Here is a 20,949-nt window from a genome sequence, read left to right as displayed (position 1 = left end):
GCCTCAAACAAAAGGCAAATGATATAATCTTTCTCAAGGGAGGAGGTCTGTAAGAACATGCAGCAGCTTATCTGGGGCCCGACATATGAAGAGATGCTTCACCCGGAAAGGATCGCCCCTCAGGTCAGGGAGCGGGCGCTTACGGCCAGGGAGGCGGCGCCGCTCGACCCGGTGAACCTCTACAACATCACCTGGCGGTAACCCGACGGCACGCCCTGTTGCTTCGTGCTTCCGCAAGAGCTTACAGGTATCGAGGCCAATATCGTCGTCCTTTATGGACGTGATTTTCCTACCGGCTCGCACAAGGTGGGGGCCACTTACGCAGTGACTATGGAGAACCAGCTGGCGGGGAGCATCTGGCCGGGGCGAGACACGCTGGTCTATCCTTCCACCGGGAACTACGGCATCGGCGGCGTATGGGTGGCGGGGCGCATGGGTTACGATGCCGTAGTCATCTTACCCGAGAACATGAGCCGGGAACGTTTTGCCCTTATCGAACGCTATGGCGGCCGGTACATAAAAACTCCAGGTTGCGAATCCAGTGTGCGGGAGATTTACGAAAAGTGCAAGGAACTGGCGCGAAAGCCGCACATCCGCGTGCTGAATCAGTTCGAGGTGATGGCCAACTACCGCTTTCACTATTACGTCACCGGCGGCACAATTGCCGAGCTTGTTCAGGCGCTTAAGTCCCGGGGGCTGGGCGATGGTCGCTGCGCGGCCTTTGTTTCGGGGATGGGCTCGGCCGGAACCATAGCTGCCGGCGACCGGTTAAAGGAAATTTTCCCCGAGACCAAAATTGTCGGCCTGGAGCCGGTGCAGTGCCCTACTCTTTACTGCAACGGATACGGCGACCACGATATCCAGGGCATCGGCGACAAGCACGTCACGTGGATCCACAACGTCCTCAACATGGATGCCCTTGTGTGCATCGACGACATGGAGGCGAAGCTGGGGCTGCAGCTTCTCACCGATCCCGTAGGCATGGAGTACCTGACTTCGCGGGCGGGGATTCGGGAAGCTGCCGTGCGGGAGATGGCGACCATCTTCGGAATCTCGGGTGTGGCCAACGTGCTCGGGGCGATCAAAGCCGCGAAGTACTGGCGCCTGCCGGGAAGCGCCAATGTTGTCACCATCCTGACTGATTCCATTGACCGCTACCGCTCCGTAATGGCGGACTTGAACCGGCGCTTCGGGCCTCTCGACCGCGAGCAGGCCGCGGCCCGCTTCCACAGCATCTTCCGCGGGGTTAAGCTCGACTACATTCAAGAAGGCACGCGCTTCAATCGTGAGCGCTGGTTCAATCTTAAGTACTATACCTGGGTGGAGCAGCAAGGGAAAACGGTAGAAGAACTGGATGCCCAGCGCAGCCCCGGCTGGTGGGCTGAAGAACGGGCAAAGGTGGCGGCCGTCGACGCCCGGCTTCAGCGTGTTCGAGGTTAATACGAGCGCATACCCCGAGCAGTCCGCGGTCTAATTCTTTAGCGAAGCATTGGAGGAGGGAAAATCATGGAACGCTTAGGGGTGCTAACCGGCGGCGGCGATGCCCCCGGCCTTAACGCCGTGATTCGCGCAGTCACCCGCTGTGCTTTACGCCGTGGCTGGGAAGTGATCGGATTTCTAGACGGCTATGCCGGCTTAATCGAAAACCGAAGCGTTGTCCTTAGCAGCAACTATACCTCCGGTCTCCTGCACCGCGGCGGAACCATTCTCGGTTCCAACAATCGTGATAATCCCTTCCATTTTCCTGTCCAAACGGATAAAGGCATCGACTACCGTGATATGTCTGGTCAGGCCGTGGCGAACTTACAAAAAAACGGCATCGACTGTCTCATCGCCATCGGCGGCGACGGGAGCCTAGCCATTGCTTATGAGCTGGCCCAAAGAGGCGCCAGGGTAATCGGGGTCCCAAAGACCATCGACAACGACCTTTTAGCCACGGACCAAACCTTCGGCTTTGATACGGCCGTAACCACGGCCACCGAAGCACTGGATAAGCTCCACACCACTGCCGAATCGCATCACCGGGTGATGATCCTTGAGCTCATGGGTCGTGATGCCGGTTGGATCGCCTTGGTCAGCGGCATTGCCGGTGGAGCCGACGTCATACTCATTCCGGAGATACCATGGCGCTTGGACAGCGTGATCGCTAAGATCAAGGAACGGCAGCACGAAGGCAAACACTTCAGCATCATCGTAGTTGCAGAGGGAGTAAAAGATCCTGAAGGAAACTATGTTATTCGTCAGCAAATACCCACCGCCCACACTAAAATCCGGTTGGGGGGCATCGGTCCTGTCTTGGCCGGGCTAATTGAGAACGCCACCGGCATTGAGTGCCGCGCCCTCGTCTTGGGTCATCTACAGCGCGGCGGATCCCCTTCCGCTTTCGACCGGGTCCTCGCCACCCGCTACGGCGTCATGGCCGCTGAACTAGCTATGTCGGGACAGCATGGATTAATGGTTTGCCTTAAGGGACAAGACATCGAAGCCGTACCCTTGAATCTGGCCGTTCGCGGTACCCGCAGCGTTCCGCCGGAGGGCCAACTGGTGAAAACCGCCCGGGCCTTGGGCATTTCCTTAGGCGACTGACCGCCCTCCACCAGAATAGAGGCTCACCTAGCCCCTGGGGATTGGCAGCTCATCGTCCAGAGCAGCAACATTGGTAGGTAGCTGATGTCTACGAATCGTCGCCGACGATCCTACCCGGCTCCCAGGCAACGACCTTGTTTTCCGTGACGCCCTCCCACAGCCCGAGGATGTGCTTTTCCGCATGGACGCCGCCGGCCCCATGAGCATTCGCCGCGCCGGCGCAGCCGTCGGCCCCTCGCACCGGATGTACTGGCACGTATACGTTCCGCGTGCATAGTATTAATGTAAAAACCCAAGAAATTGAGTGAGGGGAAAGGAGGGTGAAAGTTGCCGACCAAGCCGCAAATATTGAGGCGAGAACCGTTCGATTGTGTCCATCAACTTCCCAGCGCCGGCGAAGGGAGACTTGTCACCTGTGAAGTCGAACCAAGCCGGATCTATCTCCACCCTGTCGCCAAGGGTAAAGTCTTGGCGTTCGGCAGGCTTGAGCTAGTTGCCTGCTATGAGAAAGCGAAGACTCCGGGCGAGTACCAACTGACCAGCGTGTACCGGAACTTCGTCCAGGAAATCGGCCTCGCGCCCAGTGAAGAAGCAACCGCAACAAGGGCGGAGGGGGGGCTTCAGGCCAGGTTTTCCGAAAATCTTACCTGTATGGTGACGGAGACGGGACTGGCCGAAGAGCGGGCGGGGGCGCCAAAAGCGAAGACGGGAGCTGTGTTTGCGAGCAGAAGATACGAGGTCGTAATACGAGGCGACATTGAGATCTTCATCCTAAGGCGGGAGGAACAGGAGAAAACGGCGCTTCCAGCGGCGGACACAGCGGCCGCGGAGAAAGTGAGTCTTCCACCTCGGCCTTACCAAGTTCCGGAGGAAACAGATGCAGGCCTTGGTCCAGCTGATGAACGAAGCCCCTTTGTTGACAAGGATCTTGTTCCTGCGGCGGAGAACATAGCCCCAGAGCTTCACCGGGCACAGAGAGCGAGCCCGGACTACCCGCCGCCGCCACTGCGGGCGTCAGGATCAATGCCGCGGATGCCGCGTGTCCTGCGCGGCGCCGAGACCATTCCACCATATGTATGGCGCATGCCGGGACGAGGCTGAGGGGATGAATCCGGCCGGGGGCCGGACTAAACGACAACCCCGGGGAAACTGATGCCCCGGGGTCTTTTTGCCCGCCGCCGGCCGGCTAATCCCACTTACCTCAGCACGTCACAACTGTGGTAGTGGGTGTAAAGCTGTTCTCCGACCAAGAGTCTTGGGTGTAGAGTTTGGTCACAGCCGCAGCCGTGAAACCGAATTGCAGGAAGTATTGCAGAACCTGCTGCGGTACAGACGACGGGGCAGCGCTACCGGCCAATACGAATCCCTCCTTCAGAGAACTGACCTCCGGTCTTGCTGCCGGCTGCCAGCCGGTTATGCCAACTTCCCTCAACCTCCGGGAGCGGGTGTGGAGGGTGGAGGCTCCTTACTGGGCGGCCACGGCGCTTCTGGGTGGTTATAGAGGCTGGCTATCGCCTCGGGTGTCAGATCGAATTGCAGAAAGTATTCCCGAACTTCCTCGGGTACGAACGGCTGGGCAACTTTGTCAGTCACTGTGATTCCCCCTTTACTATTCCAAGGGACTTTCCGGCTTCAGCGTTTTTTCGCGGTGCCGGCCCGGGCTCGTGCATTGTTAGGCGCAAAGAAGAGCAGATGTAGAGCCTGGCCGGCCGGCTAAAGGTCCACTACCATACTATGCCGGATTTTGCTTTCCGGTACCGGTCAGGGGTGCAAGTTCCGGGGCGGCCGTCACGTGCCGAATCCTACGTGAGCGGGCTTCGCAGGCTGATCAAAAGACCTCGCGCTCCAGACGCGAGGTCTTTTCACGAACGAGCAGAGGTTGGTTAACGTGCAGGGCCTCGCTCACTTCATTCTGAAAGAATGCCGGTCTTATAGAGGCTGCACAAAGATCTCTACAACCACAACGCCGGGCCGATTCTTCCAGCGGGCAACGGCGATGCCGACCTTCGTGAACTTGGGTTCCAACATGATCTCCCGGTGGGGGCTGCTCTTGACAAGCTGCTTGTGCGCCTGGTAAACGCTGCCGGCGGCTGCGAGGTCTTCTCCCAGATAGGCGTATTTGTAGCCCTCTCCGGTAAGCTGCTTACCGGCCGTGCCGTAGCCGGGAATGTTGTGCTGGATGCCGCCCAGCTCTACCAGCTTCTCGGCCCTCAACCGGGCTACGCGCACCAGCTCGGGATCAACCGTTACTACTCCCACGCCGTTCGCGGCCCGCTCCCCGTTGATATACTGCAGGAGCTCCTGCTCCTCCGGCGTAAGGTAAGTAGGAACATCTGGGTCGTTTGGCGCCGGATCGGAAGGAGCGGAAGGTTGACCGGGCGGGTTTGAGGTACCCGGCTGCGTGGGCGCGGGAACATAAGGTCTGGTGTACTGGTACTGCCGGAGGTAGTTCAGGTACCAGTCGTTGACCGACTGACCGGCGGTGGGACTGGAGTAAACCGGTGCAGTGGGGGACGTCGCCGGAGGGGTGGACGGTGGAGCTGGTGCGGCCGGTTCTGCGGGCTCACCCGGGGAGGTTGCATCCGGGTCGGTGGGGGCCGGCGGCTGGGCCGGGGTGGGCTGTGCAGGCCTGAATCGGCCGCTCGAGTACTGCTGCAGGTAGTTCAGATACCATTGCTGCGTTCCGTAACTGCTTGTTGCCAGGGCCGGGGTGGAGATGGTTAGGCTGAGGACAAGGGTTGAAGCGGCCAGGAGCGTAGCAGTTCCTTCCTTCCTTTTCACCTGGTTCCCTCCTTATACATCACAACTCTAAGCAGTATTATAAGTTGCAATTCCGGCGCCGGCAAAAGCGTAGGGCGGGTAGAGACGGGCGTCTGGCCTGATGGCGCCTGCTGCTCGGAGCGGACGTCCTTCGCACGGAAAAGTCAGCCGGGCTGGGACTAAGAGGAAGCGCCGGCCGTCATGCCTGTCATGCCTTCCAAGAAAAAAGGGATTCTCACTCTTAATTATTAACCGTTTGAGGGGCGTCTTCATATAATACATCAGCTCGAGAGGAGCAAAGGGATTAAAGCCCTGCTCAGGAAAAGGAGGAGCATATATGCCGGATGGCGTAACTTGCGAACTTGCAACATCTGTAATAGACTGCATTGAGGTCTTAAAGGTCTACGACCAGTGCATTAAAGAGGACGTTATCGTCGAGGAAGAGCCTGTTCCTGCCACCTGCCCCAACCCGCTGCCGGCCGGTGCAACAGTCCAGTGCAGCTTTGTTTTTGATATCGACCCGGCCACCGGCCTTCCCGAAACCCGCTGCGAGGTCATCAACATCGGTCCGCCGGACGCCAGGGGTTTCGCCGACGTCACTGTACGACAGCGCCTGGTCTTCGATCTCACGATCAGAGACGCGTTAGGCAACGTCCTTTGTACCGCCCGCGTCGGTCCCAAGTTCTTCTTCAACACCGTCCTGCTCTATGCGCCCAATGGAACCTTCGGCCAGTGCCGTATCGTCAACTCCCTCTGCCGTTGCGACATCATCCCCGATCCCGACAACCCGGCATTGAACGTCCTCCTCTGCACCAAGAAGCTCTGCAAAGAGATCCAGATCAAGGCTCTCGTGAAACTCTGCGTCCCGACCTTCGGCTTCTGCGTACCGGCCGTCTGCGAGGCTCGGCCGCAGCCTGAATTCCCCTGCCCGCCGACGAATCTCTTCCCGCCGCAGAAACCGCTGGTTGCAGCGCCCCTGCAAAAAGAAGAATAGGCTGCACTCCGTTCCTGATGTCCCAGTTCAACATGGGCTGCACACACAGCCGGGGAGAAGCTCGTTCGAGCTTCTCCCCGGCTGACAGATGCCCCTGTCAGAACCTCGCTTTCTCCGGTAAGTTGTAAGGCCCGCCTGCCTGTGACGAGAACACAGGGGGAGGAACCAGCCAAATATTACCGCCGGCGCCGGAAGCACACTCCGCCCCCCGGCCGTATACTGTAGCAGGGCAGGAAGTAAGCAGGGCGATCGGTTTAAAGAGCTTGCTCAGGAGGCGAAAGAGATGAGCCCGCTGGTAAAAACGGAAGTAATGGTGGGCGAGAACACCGGCCGGCTTCTCGCCGAGACTACTGTGACGCTGGCAACACCTGCCGTTAAGATTCGGAGCATCGCGGCCGACGTTACAAACCTGGTCGCAAACGTTATTGAAGATAACGTCATCCTGGAGGGGATCATCCGCCAGCATGTTTTTTATGTAGGTACCGATACCGTTGTCCACCACCAGGCTGAGGACCTCCCGTTCTGTACTTATGTGGTTATAACAGGAGCCCAACCGGGCATGAATGTGGAAGTGTTCCCGACGGTCGAGCAGGTCCTGCCGGACTTGGCGGCGGATGGGAACACCGTTACACTTAAGGCCGTATTGGAGATGTTGGTCAAGGTCGGCGATACCCGCCAGCTGAACCTGCAGGAGGGCGGCGGCGTCACGTATCTCTTCCATCAAGTACGGGGGGAAAACACCGTCCAGGAGGTGAGCAAGAGCACGGTGGCGCTGGCCGCCCCCGCCTTGAAGATCACCGATGCCACCGCACAAGTCGTTGTCACCGACAGCCATGTCATCGAAGATAAAGTCGTTGTCGAGGGACGTGTGCGCAGTCAGATTTGCTACGTGAGTCTGGACGATAACCTGGAACACCATCAGGCCGACGATATAGTTTTTTCCACGCTGGTGGACGTGCCCGGCGTGGCCCCTGGCATGACGGGCAAGGTCAACTCAAGAGTTGAGGATGTGTTGTACGAACTTTCGCCGGACGGCACGGCGCTCGCTTTCCAGGTGGCCTTCGAACTCTTTGTTAAGGTGACGGAGGATGTTGAGCTGGCGTTGGCTCCAGGCACCACCCTGATCAAAGCCGAACAGGTAGTCGGCGAGGATAAACTGCACACTCTGGTCGAGAGCACCTGTGTCCTGGCACCCACGGCACAGAGGATCAAACAGGTGACGGCCGAAGTGGGCAGCGTTGCCGCCGACGTAATTCCAGGTAAGGTCATCGTACAGGGTATCCTGCGCCAAAGGATCTACTTCACTGGGGTCGACGATATAAATTACGAACGGGAAGAAGAGGTACCCTTTATGGGTTATGTGGCCATCGGCGAGGCGGTTCCGGGCATGTCGGCTCTGGTAACCCCCAAGGTGAACGGGATTGTCCAGGAACTTTCTTCCAGCGGCGACAGCTTACGCCAGAAGGTGATGCTGGAACTTCACGTGCGGGTACTGCAGACGGTGCAGGCGGCAGTGGCTGAGGCCGCTGAATTGTGATACAGCCCTTCCCAACAAGCCCAAGAGAAGCCCAAGGAAACAGCAGGACGCGAAGAGGTAAGTCCTTCGCGTCTTTTTTCAGTTTTTCGGCCATATCTTGTTAGGAAAAGAAGTTGCTCTGAGGAGGGGTTACATGCCTGCAGGTAAGGATGCGCCGCTCGTTTACACCTGCGTGCGGGCCTTCACCCTCCCTCTGCCCCTGGTATGTTCCGTCCGCCTGCCCGAGCTGCCGTCGGACATTCTTCGGGTCACGGCAACTGTGGAGGAGATCAGCGGTGAAGTCGTTCAGGCACAGCTTGTGGTAGAGGGAAGGCTCACCACCCTGGTCCGCTACGCCGCCGCCGGCGGCCGGCTCCGGGTTCTGGAAAGAGGAAGCGCTTTCAACATTACCCTTCCGCTGCAGGAGGAGCTCCCCCCGGGCCACATTGAGCTTGTCCCGACGGTGCGGGAGGTGGCTTATCTGCTGAACACCGCACACCGTCAGGCTCAGTTGGAGGTGAGGGTTCACGGGGAAGCAGTGCTCAAGGTCATGGCAGTGCAGCCGGTCGACGGATCATCCCAGGAACTTACGTGGCTGCCTTTGCTGCTGCCTGAGATTCTTGGGGTGGAGGAGAGCACCTTTCACCGTGAACTGCTGTTGCCTCTGGACCCGCCGGCCCTAAAGATCATCCGGGTTGAAGTGCGTGAAGAAGGGGTGGAGGCGCAAATTCTGCCCCAACTGGTGGTGAGCGGCGAGGCGGAAGAAGAGGTGCTCTACCTGGGCCAGGACCGGCGCGTGCACCATCTGCGCCACGTCAGCAGCTGGAGCTACCTTTTTACCGGCCCAAGATCCTATGCCGGAGGGAGCCCCCAAGTTTCTGCCAGGGGCGAAGTGGCTGAGGAGGCGGTTCTCGCCGGCGGCTACACCTTGAGGCTCAACCTGGCAGAGAAGGTCCGGGTGCTGGTTACCAGGCCGCGACGGCTCAATGTTCTTTCCGCCGACAAACATACTCCTGCGGCAAAAAGCGTTACGGTCAAGGCACGACGGGTGGTGGCAGAGGCGTGCGGCAGCCAACTGGTTACGGCGCCTCTGCCTCTGCCGGATCCCGTCACTTACCTGGGTGCCCCGCAGGGGAGGATCCGCCGGCTTGCGGCCGAGCCCAACCCGGGACAGGTGCTGGTGAGCGGGCAGGTGGAGGCGCAGCTTCCTTATGTGGGCGCCGACGGTAAAGAACGGACGGCGCAGGCCCTGGTTCCGCTTCGCTTCTTTCTGCCGGCGGCCGCCGCTCAGCCGGGCCAGCAGGTCGAGGCGGGCGGTACGGTGGAGAACGCAGAATTCGTACGCAGCGCCGGCGGCGTGCCCGCAGTGCGGCTCCTCTGTTCTTTTCAGCTGCAGCTGCTTAAGGAGGAGGCGGTAGAGCTGGTTACAAGCCTACCGGCTCCTCACCTCAGCGTGGCAACCACCCCGGTGGCGGCAAAGGTATTGGTTGGACGGGGGCAGGCCGATCAGCTCTTTAAAAAAAGCCTCCGGCTGGCCGCAAAGGCAGAGAGCTTAAGCGAAATCAGCGTAACTCCCGGCCTGACAGAACTGCGGCTTTCATACGGACGCCTCTTGGCCTCGGGCAACCAGGAGCTGAGCGTCTACTACCTTACCGGTGACGGCAGGGAGTGCTGCGAGCACGCCGCTCTACCCTGGCAGGTCGTCCTGAACGTTCCTGCCGCGCGACCGGAGTTGGAGCCCGAGGCCGAGGTAACCGCCCATGTGCTGCCGGCCGTCCTCAGCCACGAGGGAGAGATCGTCTCGGTCCAGGGGGTTGTCACCCTGGCGGCGGCGGTTTACACCGCGGCAGAAGTTGAAGTGGTTACCGGCGTTGCAGTCAAACGGCCGGGGCCCGTGGAAGGGGAGCCCGTCCTGGGCCTGATCGAAGAAGAGGCCGAGATTGAAGCGCTGGTTGCGCTGCCGCACCCCCCGGCTGTTAAGATAGAAGAGGCTGCGGCGGAGGTGGGCCGGTGGACCTGGCGGGCGGAAGAAGAAGAGGTTGCGGGTATGGGGGAGCTCCGGTTGCGCGTGACCTACAGCGGGCGCGACGGTATCGTGCGGAGCTGGCAGGAAAAGAGGTCCTGCGCGCTCAGCTTTCCCTGCCCGGCAGCCCGGCAGGGCCTTGTTGTCCGCGGTGGGCTGCGGGTGAAAGAAGTGAGCCCCCAGCTGCTGACGGCCCACGGCCTGCCCTGGGGGCGCGAGGTGATGGCCAGGGTTGTGCTGGCCGCTGATTTGGTCCTTGTTTAGAGGACAATGTTGGTCCAGGCCAGTTTCTCGGCCTTACCGCCGTAGAGGGCGAAATGGATGCGGTCTTTGTAAAAGTAGCGCCGGGGGATGCGGGCGATGTGGTAGCCCCCGGGCAAAGGATTGCCCAAAAGGATTACCGTATGACCACGGTAATAGGCGTGGGTTATCGGGTAACCCAGCGTGAGGATAACCAGGTGGTTCTCAAAGTTCACCTCGCCGGCGAACGTTATGCCGAGCGAACTGAGTTCGCTCTGCAGAGATTCTTGGTCCCGAAACACGTACAGGGAAACCTGTTCCGGGCTGCCGCCGGGCCATTCCCGCTGCAGGGCCAGGGTGTAGGGATAGAGGGGGATGTACTCCACCGCCGGATACTTGAAGACATCCCGGTCAAAGTGCATGCAGGTCACCTCCCCAAGTACCACCGCTCCGGCATACCATATGCACCCCCCGCCGCCCAGGTGCCGCCGGGGAGGTGGAGTTTTCCCCGTTATTGTCTTATCCCGACCACCTGTCCGGCCTCGGCGACTTCCGCTTTCATACCCAGGGCGGAAAAAGCCTCCAGCGGCACGGTGGTCCTGTCCTGAACAACACCCACCGCCCCCGGGAAAGTAAGCGCCCGGCCATCTAAAGTTGCTTCGGCAGAGCCCTGGACGACCTTGAGCAGGTGCCCGCCCAGCTTCACCTCTACGCTCTTGGTGGCCTGGTCATAGGTCACCTTTCCCCCCAGGGCCTCGGCCACAGCGCGCAGCGGAACCATCACCTGGTCTCCCGCCCGGTAAGGAGCGACCGGCGCCGTAAGCGGCGACCCGTTAACCTTCAGCGAAAGGGGCCGGCCGGCCCCTTTTGCCAAGAGAGGCTCGCTGACCCCGTCCACACCCACCAGCCCCAGGATGGTGAGGAAGATTCGCTGCGGCCCGAGGTAGGCGCCCGTGGGATCAAACCACTCGCCCGGGGCGTGGCCGTTCCCGGATTTGCCCCCGCCGCCGATGGTGATCGCGGGAATGCCCAAGCTGATCGGCAGGTTGGCGTCCGTGCTGCTGGGAGAATCCAGCTTGGGGGCCTGCCCGGTGGCTTCCGCGGCCGCCCACGCCGCCTGGACGATGGCCGCCGACTCCGGCTGTCTTCCGGCCGGGCGGTCGCCCACAAGCCTGATGTCCACCGCCAGCTTGTCGCTGCCCCAACGCGCGTTTTCTTCCACGGCCGCCTGCCTGACAATGTCCAGGAACTTGGCTTCCAGCTTGAGAAGTTCTTCTTCACTGTTGGAGCGCATATCCACCTGCATCTTGGCCTCGGCGGCGATGGAGTTGACCGAAGTCCCGCCGCTCACCGTCCCCACAGTGAAGGTTGTCTTGGGTTCCTTGGGGGTTTGGAGATCGGCGATCCTGGCGATGGCGCGCCCCAGAGCGTGGATGGCGCTGGGCAGGCCGAAAGCGCCGAAGCTGTGGCCGCCCGGGCCTTGGTAGGTGATCTCGTAGCGGTGGCTGCCCGTTGCCAAATAGGTAATATCATCGGAACCGCTGCCGTCAATGGAAATAAAGCCGTCAATATCCTTGTGGTCGCGGAAAAGGGCCTTGACCCCCCGCAGGTCGCCCAACCCCTCTTCCCCGACGTTGCCGCAGAAGATTATGTCCCCTGCCGTCTTAATCCCGGTGGCGTTGAACGCGCGGACCACGGAGAGGAGAGCGGCCAGCCCGCGGGAGTCGTCGGCAATGCCGGGCGCGTACAGCCTCCCTTCCTTCTCCTTGACGGTGGTGTCCGTCCCTTCCGGGAAGACGGTATCCAGGTGCGCCGCGACCAGGAGCTTCGGCCCCCCACCTACCCCCGGGCGCACGCCGAACACGTTGCCCTCGCCGTCCATCTGCACGTCTTTCAGCCCGAGGGCGGCAAGCCTCTTTTGGTAGTCTTCCGCCCGGACCTGTTCCTTGAACGGTGGAGCCGGGATAGCGCAGATTTCTTTTTGCTCAGCCACGGTGTTGTCATGGTCGGCCTTGATGAAGTCGAGGCCTTGTTTTACGGCCGGCTGGGACATGAGTTTCTGATAGGCGTTCTGGACCGTAGGCGAGACAACGTAAGGAGCCGGCTGGGCCAGACCGGTGCCCGTGAGCAGAAATACGGCGACAATTGTCCAGGCGACGGCCGCAAACCACCTAGTTCTCCGCAACTTGGGTACCTCCTTTTTCCTGTGTTCTCTCTTAATCCCAGCTTATGCGGCCGGCTTGCCGATATTACTAAAAAGTGGCCCGACGCCGGGGAATCGCAGGCACCCAGCAATCACACGTACTTCGCTTCCGTAGCCGAATTCTCTGGACCGGGCGACGGGAAGTCCATCGGCCGCACGAATCTTATCCAGGCCAAGCGGGCCTGCAAGCTTTCCCGCGGGCTGCAGCCGTCGTTGCCTTCTTCGATCCAATCTGCGCCGGGACGCGAACGTGCGCCGGGCTTACCCGGGGGATGATCCAAGGCGGCCCCGAACCGCTCCGGTTCGGGGCCGAACGTTTCCTTATTCCGATTAAGTGTTGGCTGAGTTAACGCCGGAAGCAGCAGCAACAGAAGAGCAGAATGATGAGGATGATAATGATGAGGATCCACCACCAACCACCAAAGAAGCCTTCAGGCATATGCCATCCCCCTTTCTGGGCCGGTATTGCCTTGAGTCGGGAGTGATGCCCTACATCATTGGTATGCGGCGGTGCAGCGATGTGTTACTGCCGCGAAAAAACCGGGAACAGGCGGTGCCAACTCATGGCGATAATGGCGCTTCGGTCTTTCACGCTTGGAGGTACGACGCAGCTTTGGGACAGCTCCTTGCTCGAGGACTACATTTCCCGTTACCAAAAAGTTTTCCGCAGGCCACCGCTGGCCAACCTAAATCGCGAAGGCCGCGGGCATTGTCGGGCAAGAGGGACTTAGGATGCCCGACTTCAGGCGGAACACAGTAAGTGGCAGGAACTTAGCAAAATCTATGGAATCTTATCATAAAAGAGGATGTCTTATCGTGAGTGCCAATACTCTAATAAAAACCCTTGACTGAGTATATGTGAGGATATCGGTAGGAAGGGGAATGGAGATGGGCGGTTCTATCACCCGGGTGACGTTTGTCCCAAGAACTCCCTTGTGGACCGGTGACATAAGGCGCCAGTCAAACGAGATCAAGGAAACAGGGTTGCTGGGAAGCCTGCGCTGGTGGACGGAAGCGGTGCTGCGTGCCTTGGGGCGCTATGTCTGTGATCCAACCCATGGAAATGAAGCCGGGGTTGACCCTTGCCCTTACAAAGACCATCCGGATCATTACTGTATAGGTTGTGCCATCTTTGGTGCGACAGGGAGGCGGCGGAGCTTTCGCTTACAGGTCGGTCAGGCAGCTGAGTGGACAGGGACGGCTGTGGTTTCCCTTCCTATCAAGCCTCGAGACCGTACGCATGGTTGGACCCTCCAGCCAGGTGTAAGCAGGGATACGACCCTGGAAATCATCGGGCTGAGTCCCCACTTTGAACCGGCAGTGGTTCTTTTCCCCCTGACCATAGCAGCCCGCTGGGCGGCCATCGGGGCCAAAACGCGTCTCGGCTATGGTGTGGTGGAGCTGCTGGACCCAGCGGACCAGGGAGCGGGTCTCGAGCAGTTTCAAGAAGGTCTGGCCAAGCTTACCCAACACACTCTATTGCGCGCGGACCGGCCAGACCAACAGGCTTTGCCTAATCTCAGGGACATGTTCTTTGCCAAAGTCAGATTCAAGATCACCGATGACTGGTTATCTGGCCTGGGTGGCATGCGGAAAAAAGTGCTTGATTGGTGCCACGCGCACTCTTATTCTGCTGTACCGGTTACCCCTTTGGTAAAGAACTGGTTGAGATTTGAGCCGGAGGGTAAGAAGCTGTGGTCACCGCCGGGTGCCGTTTCTACCGGTGAGGTCGATAAATGGTTGTTCGGTTTTGCGGGCTCCCAGAAGCGACAGGCCGGCAGAATCAATGTTTCCTGGGCTTATCCGCTCGGCAAGGCCATGTGGGAGTTACGGTTGTGGGGCTGGCTGCCAAGAGGTAACACTGTTCCCTCAGGTTTCAACCGCCAACTGTTTCTCAACAAGCTTCAGACCCACCTGAAATCTCCCCAAGAGAGTGTCCTGGGCTTCATCCCGGGTGGCAGCATAACCGGGGTGGATTGGCAGGAGTGTACTGAGGGCCTGGTGGGGACTCACTTCCTGCGTCAGTTGATGAACGTTACCCAGGGTACCTCCACCGCTGTGAAGGAGGGATAGTGTGCCGCAAGAATACCTGGCTTGGCTGGCTGCGAAATATGCTGCGGAACTTGTGACAATCCAGACCCTTATAGGACGTATCGATGGAAAGGGCGTTTCAAAAGACGAGAAGCAGGGAGCTGAACGGGAACGGGCTGAGCTGACTTCGAAGGTGTTTCAAAAAGATGGGCTGTGGCCGCATTTCCTCCATTTCTACTTAACAATCATAGGTGTCGATAAAGATTGGCTTGTGGATTGGTGGCGCAAGAACTGCAGCAAAAGGGGATCGAGCTCAACTTGCTTGACGTTGTGGAATCAGCTGATTCCCGGTCCGCCTTGCCTGGCCGGATTTCCCCCGGGATCCTGGACGCTGGATTTTCACGTTACTTTGGCTAAACCTTACCTGAGCAAGGACGACAATTATTTTCATTTTCTAGACAACCCCATTAAGCGAGAAGCGGTCTTTAAACTGCCCTACATCAGCCCCGCCCAGTGGAAGGGCTCGCTGCGCGCCAGTATGGTTCGCAATTTGGTTGAGTGGTGGAACGAGCAAGGCCAGGATGCCGCTGGCGAAGAGTTCATCCGCCGGCGGCTGCAGATCGTCCGCCTCTTTGGTAACGAGAAAGAAGTTGAGTTGGAAGAACAGAAGGCAGCGGAGGGGAATGGTGCGGACCGCTTCAATGCTTATCTGGACCAAGCAGGCGGCCCTCAGTTGGCAGTGGAGTACAGGGCATATCTGCGACGAATCGCGCCCACAGGGTACCTGGCGGGACGGCTGCATTTTTACCCCACGGTTTTTGCCGAGACCGGTTTAGAGGTAATCAACCCCCATGACCGGGTATCCGGTGCTGGCACAAAACCTATCTATCTGGAGACCATTCCCAAAGGTCAGCAGGGACGATTTGCCATCTTCTATGTGCCTTTTGGGCCATGTGAAGGAAGCGGTGAAAAGTCGGTGGTTAAGGCATTGGCTGATCTGGAAGCAGTGGCTGAGGGGCTCGAGAAGATGCTCACTTTATACGGCATTGGTGCAAAAACATCTGGCGGTTTCGGCATCGTAGGTGAGGTGCTGGGGGAGGGAACTATCAGGCTCAGCACCGTACATCAAGAACTGAAACAAGGTCTTCAACAGGTTGATATTCCCGATGAGTACCGCAAATACCTTACCGCGGATAATCACGTCAGGGCGCAGTTTCTTCGTGAAGATCGACGTTTATTGAGCAACACCGAATACCGCAATGCGGCGCCCAGCGGGGGCGGTTCACTGGGCGAGTTCAAGCGTTTCCGGCGCTGGTTAGAGCAAGTGGGCCGGTCCAACTTTCCGAAATCCCAGGGAGCAGAGCCTACTCCCTCGAACGTGGTTGAGAAATCCTTCACAAGTTTTATTGAGCTCAAGCAGCGCCTCAATGAGCTTAGGAGTGAGAATTATGGTTAAGAAGATAATGCAGGATCTGGCTCAGTATCGCGAGGACGTGCTCTTGGCCTCGGCCGGTGCTTTGCTGCACAATCTAGGGAAGGTTTCCAGTGTGTTCGTACAGAGCATGCTGAACAGGGGCTCATTATGCTACTTTTTTCAACAAGTCGTCGGGCTGATCCGAGAAGTGGATTGCCCTAGCCTGGACTGCTCGGGGCTGCCAAAGGAGAAGGGGTTTGGCGGGCCTGACGATTGCACCTTAACGGTGCTACAACCTGACACCCGCCACAAACTAGCCCAGCCGCTGATCCAGCTGCCGCCGCCGTTAAATGACAGGACCTATCGGCTGGGAGATTTGCTCGAGTACCTGGGCGTGGGTCACGATTGGCAGTTCCTGTATGAGGCCGACCAAAACGGCCGATTTGGTATCGAACAGTTACGCGGTTCTACTTCCTACCTTACACACCTGATGAACGCCTGCCACGGCGGGGTCTCTGGTTCTGAGAAAGACAGCATCTCTTGCTGCCAACACCCCCTCGGTTACCCGGCGGGTAGTGATGGCTTTCGCGTCTTCTTGGCCACCCCTTTCGGATACGAAAAAGATGTTCTTGACCCCGCTATTTATGACCAGGCCAAAGATGAACTGGAGAAAGCCATTCAGGTGATGTTGGCTACCGATGAAGAGAGCTTTCGCCTCTCGAAATTTGAAAGGCAAGTCAAATCCTGGTTGCAACGGGCTCTGGCCGACACCCAGCGACCGCTTAACGACATTACTGTATGGGATGTTGGTCACTCTGGGATGGCTTTTTTGAAAGCCGGCATTTGGAGCCTTCACCAGAAGGGTTCCACGAGCCACCAGGAATTAGAGAAGCAGAAAGCGTATTGGCGGATTCTGCGCTATGGCCTCAAGGGCCTGGAGTTCCTGGACCAGGCTGTAAGCGTCCCCGACCTCGCGGCGCGGCAATGCCTTCTAAAAAACGAGTTGGACGCCATGAAGCGCTTCCTGGAGGAAGAATACCCGGTGGCGACTGAGGTTTATCGGGACGAGAATGGGAGCCTGTATGTCTTTCCAGACCTGGACTGGCAATCGGAATGGTGGACGGCAAAAACGCACTTGGATGACAAACCGAGGCAGGACCCAGTATCAGGTGGGCTCAAACTGGCGGACGTGTATGGGCTTAAGCCCCATCTTGAAGTAACACCTGGCCCCTACTACCACCGCCCGAACAGGGGTCCCCAAGGAGACTTGCCCTACATTGGCACCCAGATCCGCGAGTGGATCACGGACCCGCCGACTGCCGAGGTCCATCTCGCGGCCTTCGCCACTACCGGACAGAAGCAGGGTGAGCTTTGTCCTTACTGCGGCGTGCGCATCATAGGTGGGGGAGCCGAATTGGTAAGCGATGGTACGGTAGAGCTGCAAAGGTATTCAGAGCAGTCGCGCCAATTAAAGATGTGTTGTCCCTGCTTAAAACTAAGAGAGGGTAGAGCAGCCGATTGGGTAAAGCGTATCGCTGGTGGTGACAAGGCCTACACCATTTGGCTTAACGAAGTCGCCGACGTTAACGGACGGCTGGCCTTGGTGGTGGGCCGCTGGGATGTAGAGCAGTTCATGGAAAGGATGCACTACCCCCAAAAGGGGACGAAGAGGTTCGTTATTCTGGCCCGAGCGACTTTCTTGGGTGATGCAGTACCCTCACACGGCCAGAAGTTGCGGGTTAGGGTCCGTAGAAAGAGTGTCGACCTCGACTGGAATGCTGCCAAACAGGAACTCATTGGTATACACGAAGGTGACGAGCCAGACATTGGAAGGTTTCAGCATGACCAGTTGTCAATACAGTTGTTGGACAAAGAGGCGAGCACTCTCACGGCCACCCTTGTCGAACTTGCTCAAGAGGGGGAGGAATTGTACCTCTACCTGCAGAAAGAAGCGGCCATCACCAGCCGGTTAATACCAGAGCGCAAGGTTAAGATCTTTGGCTGTGATTTCATCGTAGTCGATAAACACACCTTAAGACCCGCTGGCATAGAGGCTAAGAAGAAGATCTTAGAAGTGTGTTGTTGGCAGAGCGATGGCTGCACCTTTTTCCTGTCGACAATTCAAACAATACCGCTTACCCCGGTGGTTCACTCCGAATCTTTCGCCCGCCTTCGGCGTGTCTGGGAAACGACACGTCAATTCTGGAAGGAGGCTATGTACGACTTCCAGCAGCGTTCGGAACCGAGCAAGTTTCGTCGGCTGGAGCTGCATAGCCGGGAACCAGGCGATTGGGCAGCCAACCAGGCCTACGAATTATTGTTAGATGGAGCTAAGCTGAGCGTGGTCTGGGATGGAGAACGGAAGTGCTTTATCACTGCAGATAATCTCGCTTACCTCAGCCAGCCGCAGCAGCTAGGCGAGGACGTCCAACACTGGTTGCAAACACATCTGGGGCAACCTCTCTCAGTGATTCAATCCACCGGCTATGGAAGTTCCGACAAGCGGGTGGGGGATTTCACTATCGAGCGGGCGGAGGACGTACAGGTTAAGAGCGAGTCCAATCACACCCCCTCCATTTCCATTCTCACCGAGCCGCAAACCTTCATGGTTTTAGTGCCGGCTCAGGCTGCCCTGGAACTGGTGCGGTCCATCAAGCAGAAGTACGAGCGCGAGATGGTCAAGGTACGCCCCCGCCTTGCCCTGCATCTCGGGGTTGTCTTTGCTTTCCGCCGTACACCGCTTCGGGTTATCCTCGACGCCGGGCGCCGGATGCTTCGCGTGTCTTCACCCCCCGCCGTCTGGGATGTGGAGAGCACTGCCACAAAGGAGGGGCGGGTCGCTCCATCTTACCTGCGTGGGGATCCCCATTTCGCTACTTGGCAAGAACTGGTTCTTCGCCGCCGCACAGATGGCCGGCGCGCCATCTGGCGAGTGCCGCTGAAGATGGGGGACGGGACGAGCGACGATAAGTGGTACCCCCTAGTTGCTCTTGAGGGCATTGCACCGCAGCGAGGGCTAGCGCATGTCAAGGTGATACAGCCGCGAGATGACATCCTGCACCACGGCATTGAGTTTATTCCTACCACGTTCGACTTTGAGTTTTTGGACACCGGCGGCCGCAGGTTTGAAATCGCCTACGATGATCAGGGCTGGCGCCGTGGCAGGCTGCGTGGGCGTCGTCCCTACCTGCTGGACGAGTGCGATGTACTTGAGGACATCTGGCGGGAACTACGCTGCGGTTTGACTCTCAACCAGATTCATATCCTGCGTGATACCATCGAGGCCAAGAGGGTGGAGTGGGGCCTCCAGGGTGAAAGCTGCCCGCAGGGGCAGACAGTATTTCTCCAGTTCTGTCGGGATATGGTGGCCGCCGCGGCCTGGAAACCGGGCACACGGCCGGATACAGAGAAACTCGCTCTCTATGCCGCCCGCGGTTGGTTGGCGGACGCGGTGGAACTTTTCCTTGAGATTCTGAAGCGAAATGATTCCCAGGTGGAAAGGGGAGACGGTGACTATGGGCTTACCGTATGAGGTGTACCGGTATTTCCTGGTAACCTTGGATCCGCTCCATGTCGGCACAGGAGGGTACCGCCTGGGTCGGGTGGACCTGAGCATCATGCGCGAGCCGGGCACCCGTTTGCCGAAGATCCCTGGCACCACACTACATGGGACGTTACGACACTATGCAGCGTACCGCTACGGCCGCCCGCAATGTGCCAAACAGGGAGAACACTGTGGTCAAGTTACCTGCCCCATCTGCTACACCTTTGGTAACGCCAAAAGCGAAGGTGGCGGTTTTGCGGGCGTGGTCAGCGTCGGCGATGCGCGCATCCTCCTTTTCCCCGTTTACTCCCGCTTAGGTCCTCTTTGGGTCACCACGCTCTCTCTCCTTCAGGAAACCGGCTTTCAGTTCAAGCTCGAGGGGGAGCAGAATGCAGAGGCCTGGACCACTGCTGCCCAGCCTGCGGGACAGGCTGCACCTAGCAACCGGTTCTTGCTCAACCTAGGCTGGCTGGCGTTAGAGGTTGCCCCCGGTGCTAAGATATCGGCCACGAACGGTAACGCTATGCCCTTTCAAGCAGTCCAGGACCGCTTGGTGATCATCCCTGAGCGGCTGTTCTCCCAGGTGGTCAACAGTAACCTTGAAGTCAGGACCTCCGTCAGCATTGACCCTGAGACCGGCGCAGCGACCGATCGCGCCCTGTTTACCTACGAAGCCATTCCCCGGGCCACGTATCTGTGGTTTGAAGCAGTAGTGGATGACTACCGAGGAGGGTTCCCTCATTACGCCCGGCTTCAGGAATGGAAGAAGGTGCTGGCTGGTAAGAACGAGCAAGAAATAACGAAGCTACTAACAGAGCGAGGCGGCTATTCCTTACCCGAGGATCAGGGTGCTCCGGGGGATGCTTTGCAAAAAGCCCGCGAGGAGTTTGCCAGCACAGTGCGAACGGCGATCCAGCAGTATGAGAGTTCGTACCTGAACAGTTGCCGCTGGCACCCAGGCAATGACAACACTCACGCTTCCAGCCGCTCTTCGCCAGTTCACGAAACACCGGCCGACGTGGTAAGGGCAGGCTTGGAGTGGGCCGAGCACTTGGGGATCGGCGGCATGGGTACGCGTGGGTTCGGCCGAGTCAAGCTGGCTGCTGAGCCACAGAAGCTCATGGACAACAGCAAGGAGGGGCTAAGCAATGAGCGCGGAAACTGCGCTTCCTAGCTTGGATTTCCTGGCAGCCGAATGCTCCCAAAAAATCAGTGCAGCAATTGATCCGACAGATGGAAACAAGAAGGCTCAAGACATGGAGAACCTCATTACCAAGGCTCTAGGGGTATTGCAGGAGCAAGGAGTGTACGCGCTCTTTCTTTTCCTCCTGTGGCGTTGCGGGAGTGGCGACGAGGGCGAAAACGATGAGAAGAGGGCAGCTGCCGTCTTGGTCAGTGAATTGTTGGTAATGCTAGGAAAGGAACCTCTGGGTGCTCTGCAGATCGGCTACCTAGATAAGATCGACAGTGCGAGCGTCTCAAAGCAAAAAACGAAAATCCTATCTCATGTGGCTGACCATATTGTTCGAAAGAACGACACCCTGTTCTTGGTCCGGGACCTCTTCGAACAAGCCCTTATCTACGCCCGTTACACCGCCAAGGCGAGCAAGAAGGGGAGGTGAGGGTATGTCTTGTCTT

The 20,949-nt window shown here is 58.6% G+C and carries 16 protein-coding genes; 12 read left to right on the top strand and 4 right to left on the bottom strand.

What is annotated here, in order from left to right; genetic code table 11:
- Nucleotides 1–57 precede the first annotated feature (57 nt).
- The 3 genes from K5554_RS14245 (at nucleotide 58) to K5554_RS14235 (ending at nucleotide 2,586) form a co-directional block, all read left to right on the top strand.
- Nucleotides 58–201, top strand: a complete 144-nt coding sequence (locus K5554_RS14245; RefSeq protein ID WP_221039116.1) for a hypothetical protein — start codon at nucleotides 58–60, stop codon at nucleotides 199–201.
- Nucleotides 202–225: 24 nt separating this feature from the next.
- Nucleotides 226–1,440 (top strand): PLP-dependent cysteine synthase family protein, encoded by a 1,215-nt coding sequence (locus tag K5554_RS14240; protein WP_255565432.1) that lies wholly within the window; start codon nucleotides 226–228, stop codon nucleotides 1,438–1,440.
- A 66-nt stretch (nucleotides 1,441–1,506) separates the two neighbouring features.
- Entirely contained in the window at nucleotides 1,507–2,586 is a 1,080-nt protein-coding gene (locus K5554_RS14235) for a 6-phosphofructokinase (RefSeq protein ID WP_221039114.1), read from the top strand.
- 88 nt (nucleotides 2,587–2,674) lie between these two features.
- Here K5554_RS14235 and K5554_RS14230 read toward each other — a convergent pair whose 3' ends face one another.
- Entirely contained in the window at nucleotides 2,675–2,842 is a 168-nt protein-coding gene (locus K5554_RS14230) for a hypothetical protein (protein WP_221039113.1), read from the bottom strand.
- A 71-nt stretch (nucleotides 2,843–2,913) separates the two neighbouring features.
- Here K5554_RS14230 and K5554_RS14225 point away from each other — a divergent pair, with 71 nt between their 5' ends.
- Nucleotides 2,914–3,687, top strand: a complete 774-nt coding sequence (locus K5554_RS14225; RefSeq protein ID WP_221039112.1) for a hypothetical protein — start codon at nucleotides 2,914–2,916, stop codon at nucleotides 3,685–3,687.
- Nucleotides 3,688–4,515: 828 nt separating this feature from the next.
- On the opposite strand, the gene K5554_RS14220 is transcribed toward K5554_RS14225, so the two are convergent.
- Complete coding sequence (locus K5554_RS14220) at nucleotides 4,516–5,367, bottom strand: CAP domain-containing protein (RefSeq protein WP_221039111.1); 852 nt, start codon at nucleotides 5,365–5,367, stop codon at nucleotides 4,516–4,518.
- Nucleotides 5,368–5,683: 316 nt separating this feature from the next.
- Between K5554_RS14220 and K5554_RS14215 the strand changes: the two genes are divergently transcribed.
- The 3 genes from K5554_RS14215 to K5554_RS14205 all read left to right on the top strand — a co-directional run bounded on the left by K5554_RS14215 (nucleotide 5,684) and on the right by K5554_RS14205 (nucleotide 10,143).
- Nucleotides 5,684–6,340: a hypothetical protein gene (locus K5554_RS14215; RefSeq protein ID WP_221039110.1), complete on the top strand. Its 657-nt coding sequence runs from the start codon at nucleotides 5,684–5,686 to the stop codon at nucleotides 6,338–6,340.
- Nucleotides 6,341–6,623: 283 nt separating this feature from the next.
- Nucleotides 6,624–7,877, top strand: a complete 1,254-nt coding sequence (locus K5554_RS14210; protein ID WP_221039109.1) for a DUF3794 domain-containing protein — start codon at nucleotides 6,624–6,626, stop codon at nucleotides 7,875–7,877.
- A 133-nt stretch (nucleotides 7,878–8,010) separates the two neighbouring features.
- Entirely contained in the window at nucleotides 8,011–10,143 is a 2,133-nt protein-coding gene (locus K5554_RS14205; protein ID WP_221039108.1) for a hypothetical protein, read from the top strand.
- On the opposite strand, the gene K5554_RS14200 is transcribed toward K5554_RS14205, so the two are convergent.
- Together K5554_RS14200 and K5554_RS14195 are read right to left on the bottom strand one after the other, a co-directional pair.
- Nucleotides 10,140–10,541, bottom strand: coding sequence for a hypothetical protein (locus tag K5554_RS14200; RefSeq protein ID WP_221039107.1), 402 nt, complete (start codon nucleotides 10,539–10,541; stop codon nucleotides 10,140–10,142). The two genes, K5554_RS14205 and K5554_RS14200, sit on opposite strands and share 4 nt — an antisense overlap.
- 89 nt (nucleotides 10,542–10,630) lie before the next feature.
- Nucleotides 10,631–12,304: a M20/M25/M40 family metallo-hydrolase gene (locus K5554_RS14195; RefSeq protein ID WP_221039106.1), complete on the bottom strand. Its 1,674-nt coding sequence runs from the start codon at nucleotides 12,302–12,304 to the stop codon at nucleotides 10,631–10,633.
- A 900-nt stretch (nucleotides 12,305–13,204) separates the two neighbouring features.
- Between K5554_RS14195 and cmr1 the strand changes: the two genes are divergently transcribed.
- From cmr1 to K5554_RS14170, 5 genes are read left to right on the top strand one after another with little or no spacing between them, the layout of a single operon-like run.
- Nucleotides 13,205–14,395: a type III-B CRISPR module RAMP protein Cmr1 gene (gene cmr1 / locus K5554_RS14190; RefSeq protein WP_221039105.1), complete on the top strand. Its 1,191-nt coding sequence runs from the start codon at nucleotides 13,205–13,207 to the stop codon at nucleotides 14,393–14,395.
- Between the two features lies 1 nt (nucleotide 14,396).
- The gene (locus tag K5554_RS14185) at nucleotides 14,397–15,809 is read left to right on the top strand and encodes an RAMP superfamily CRISPR-associated protein (RefSeq protein WP_221039104.1); all 1,413 of its coding nucleotides are present in this window, start codon (nucleotides 14,397–14,399) and stop codon (nucleotides 15,807–15,809) included.
- Nucleotides 15,802–19,299 carry a hypothetical protein gene (locus K5554_RS14180; protein ID WP_221039103.1) on the top strand — a complete coding sequence of 1,166 codons (3,498 nt, stop codon included), beginning with the start codon at nucleotides 15,802–15,804 and terminating at the stop codon, nucleotides 19,297–19,299. The genes K5554_RS14185 and K5554_RS14180 overlap by 8 nt, the downstream gene beginning before the upstream one ends.
- Nucleotides 19,283–20,485 (top strand): type III-B CRISPR module RAMP protein Cmr4, encoded by a 1,203-nt coding sequence (gene cmr4 / locus K5554_RS14175; RefSeq protein WP_221039102.1) that lies wholly within the window; start codon nucleotides 19,283–19,285, stop codon nucleotides 20,483–20,485. The genes K5554_RS14180 and cmr4 overlap by 17 nt, the downstream gene beginning before the upstream one ends.
- Nucleotides 20,460–20,933: a hypothetical protein gene (locus K5554_RS14170; protein WP_221039101.1), complete on the top strand. Its 474-nt coding sequence runs from the start codon at nucleotides 20,460–20,462 to the stop codon at nucleotides 20,931–20,933. Before cmr4 ends, K5554_RS14170 begins: the two co-directional genes overlap by 26 nt.
- The last annotated feature ends 16 nt before the right edge of the window (nucleotides 20,934–20,949 follow it).

Origin of the sequence: Gelria sp. Kuro-4 (assembly GCF_019668485.1) — a bacterium.
Taxonomy (GTDB): domain Bacteria; phylum Bacillota; class DTU030; order DUMP01; family DUMP01; genus DUMP01.
Note: the sequence above shows the minus strand (reverse complement) of the source record. Positions and strands in the feature narration are given on the sequence as shown.